General features: G+C 44.8%; 2 protein-coding genes. Both read left to right on the forward strand.

Annotation, left to right across the window (positions count from 1 at the left end; genetic code table 11):
• A partial coding sequence (locus ACP5SP_RS07565) for a hypothetical protein (RefSeq protein WP_428076429.1) occupies positions 1 to 284 on the forward strand: 284 nt, incomplete at its 5' end.
• A gap of 203 nt (positions 285 to 487) precedes the next feature.
• On the forward strand, positions 488 to 3657 hold a 3170-nt coding region (locus ACP5SP_RS07570), incomplete at its 3' end, for a S8 family serine peptidase (RefSeq protein ID WP_428076431.1).

Below are 3657 nucleotides of genomic sequence, written 5' to 3' on the forward strand. Positions count from 1 at the left end.
TCACCTGGGAAGTAGCAGGTTTCACAGGAACTGAAGGTAAGATAAGAGTCCTATTCTTCAATGGTCAATCCTGGTCTATTGTTGCACAGAACATTGACCTTGCAAATGGTTCCTTTGACCTTAATCTCTCAACTCAAACAATCGTAGATCCTCTCCGTTGTAGAGTCCGTGTTGGTGTCTATGATCCTTCAACTGGTGGATGGCTTACCTGGGGTACAGGTAACCAGTACTATGATGAATCAGGCCACTTCTGGGTAATACCTCACCAATATCCACCAGCATAACCCCCCCATCTCCTCTAACTGATACTTTAAGGGCTGCCTCATAAAGGCAGCCCTTTTCTACATAGGCCGCTTTTTGAGATGGACGTTTTGCTATTCTATTTGCAAACTCTCTCATTTTTCGTTTGAAAAACCTCTTGACAAAAAAGAAAATTTCCGTAAAACATAATAGGAGTATTAAAAATTTGTAAAAGGAGGCATCAAAAATGAAAAAAACCGTAAGTATCTTGGTGGTTTTTGCGATGGTTCTTTCACTGACTGTGGGAATCGTTGCGCCAACTACCAAGGCAGCTGATCCGTCTTCTGTCATTCAAAGGAAGATGGACTACATTTCACAGCACATTAAATCTCCTACCAACCCTAAAGCCCAATCTCAGCAACTTCCTACTGAAATGATTGATGGTGTAGCAATCCCAAAGAGCCTTGCTGACGCTAAGAACATCAAAGATGGCAACGCATATGTAAAAGTTGCCATTGATGGAGTAAGCAAAACAGCCCTCGGCTACGCAAGCGACAACAAAATCTCTATTGAATCAACCACTCTTTCTCCAGCTGACAGGACAAAAGTTGTAAACTACATCGATACCTTGAGAGCTGAACATAACTCCATCAAGAACCAGCTTGCAGGGCTTCCAGTTACTGTGAAGGACGAGATGTATGTGGCCTACAATGGCGTGATTGTTGAGACTCAGGTCAAGAACATCAAAGATTTGTATGCACGATTTGGCCAGAGTAAGGTGCATATAGAGACAATGTACACGACTGACCTCAATTATTCCGTGCCTCTGATTGGCGCAGGAGAAAATGGCGTTTGGACTGACCCAGGCGTTGATGGCACAGGAATGTATGTAGGTGTTGTTGATACAGGTGTGGATTATACACATCCTGACCTTGGCGGAAGCGGCCCCGGCACAAGTTTCCCAACCACAAAAATCCCGGCAGGCTGGGACTTTGGTGATGGTGATGCTGACCCAATGGACCTTAACGGCCATGGAACGCATGTTTCAGGGATTATGGCAGCCGATGGCGTGGTTAAAGGCGTTGCGCCAAAGGCAAAAATCGTAATCGCAAAGATTGTTCCAGGTGGCACTGGTTCTGCCTCAGACCTCACGATTGCGCATGCTTTTGACTATATGGCAGATCCGCTAAACGTTGATAATGGACCTGAGGGCACTCACCCGCCAGTTGCTGCAGTCAATATGAGCTTTGGTGCAGTTGCAGGCTTTGTTGACCCAACTGCGCCCGACCAGGCAGCAATCGAAAATTGCATTAATGCGGGAATATTTGTTTCACTCTCTGCAGGAAATTCATACTGGTCGTATTATGACTATGGATATTACCCATTCTTCCCTGACTATGCAACGGTCGGTTCACCAGCAGTAACTCCTTCTGCAATTTCAGTTGCAGCTTCTTATAATACAATGTCTACGTATCCTGCGCTTACAAGAATTGCTCCAACGCCCCAAGTGAATTATGCATATACAGTAGGTTCAACTTCACCTGATCCAGTTGCAGCGCTTGGTGACAATAACGGCGCAGGGTATCCTTATGTTTACTGCGGATATGGCGGAAGTGCTTCCGATTTCCCTGCTTCTGTTTCAGGGAAAATTGCTCTCATTAAGAGAGGCAGTTATAGTTTTGCTGTAAAAATCACCAATGCCTACAATGCAGGTGCGAAAGGTGTAATTATATTTAATAACACCACAGGTTATATTTCAATGAGCACTTCTGGTGCGCCCAATATCCCATCCGTTTTTATTAGCCTCGCAGATGGCAATGCTATGCTTCCATATGCAACGACGACAGGCGATGGTACGGGACTTGTTGGTTTTAAGCCTAATACAACTGTTGGCGTTCCACAGGCAGGCGACACGATGGTTGATTTCTCATCCTGGGGACCTGCTCCTGATCTGTCATTCAAGCCAGAAATTACAGCACCTGGCGGCGGCATATGGTCCACTGTTCCTCTTGCAATGGGTGGCTATGCAAACTACTCTGGTACCTCAATGGCTTCACCTCATGTTGCAGCAGTTGGGGCTCTTGTAAAGGAAGCTCATCCTGACTGGACCCCAGCGCAGGTGAAGATTTCCTTAATGAACACTGCAAAGATTCTTATGCAAGGAAGCTTGCCTTATTCCGTGCTTAAGCAGGGCGCAGGAAGAGTTGACGTGTACAATGCACTTCATAACAATGTACTTGTGACTGATTCTGCAAAAGGCACTCCTTATGTTGCACTTGGCGAACTTCCAAGCTACAAAACCGCACCAGTTGTTTTCACGGCAAGACTCACAAACACCGGTTCAACTGATGCAACCTATAATATTTCTTCAACATGCCAGACAACAAACTTTAATCTTACTTCACGTGCACTCACTGGAGCGGTTGTTACTACGATTCCTTCGGGCTCTGTAACTGTCCCTGCAGGCGGAACTGCTGATGTTGTGGTGATGATTGATGCTACCGCAGTTGCTGACTGGACTGGCTGGAACTACCTTGAAGGATTTGTAAAGTTTGTTCCGTCGGGAGCAATTCCTGATGCAGGTGGAGCTCTTGCAGGCGAAGTGAACATCCCTTATATGGGCGTGCTCGGGCATTGGAACCAATTTACCGATGAAAATGCCTGGGACTTCAACCCGCTGATTGACCTCCCTCCAGACGATCCGATGGGCGGGCTTTCATATTATCTTACTGGTGGCTATCCTGCAACCTGGCCAGAGTTAACAGATGGAACCAATTGGTTCTATGCAGGTATTAACTTCAATGGAGAATTTGATCGAAATGCAATTGCATTTAATCCTGCAACATATGAACTTGAAGCGGATTTCTGGGCTTTCAGGAACATTCAAAATGTGAAAATAGAAATCCGTGACCAAGAAAATAACCTTGTAAAGACAATTGATAATGTGGATTACCTGCTTAAGATGGTGCAAAGTTATGGTACTGGCTGGTATTCCTTTGGTAATGTTCCATGGCTTTGGGATGGAACTGATTCTAACGGAAATCCTGTTTCAGATGGAAAGTACAAACTTGTCATCACTGCAACTGCACCAAAGATTTTCAATAAGATGTTCTATGATCCACCACAAGTAATTGAATTCCCAGTAAGTGTTGATAGAGTTTCACCAGAGGTTCATATTACATCAATTATTGATAATGGTGATGGAACATATACTGTGAATTGGGGTCCTGCAACAGATGCTTCACCATCAAGTGGCATTTGGGGCTATGAGGTGGATTGGGACAACAGTTACCATATGCTACCTCCTGATGCAACGAGTTATACTATAACCGGGCTTGTTGCTGGCTCTCACGATATTAAAGTCTGGGTAATTGATAATGCAAACAATTTAGGAAGCGATACTAAGACTTATGCAAT

Source organism: Caldisericum sp. (genome assembly GCF_049967455.1).
GTDB lineage: Bacteria > Caldisericota > Caldisericia > Caldisericales > Caldisericaceae > Caldisericum > Caldisericum exile_A.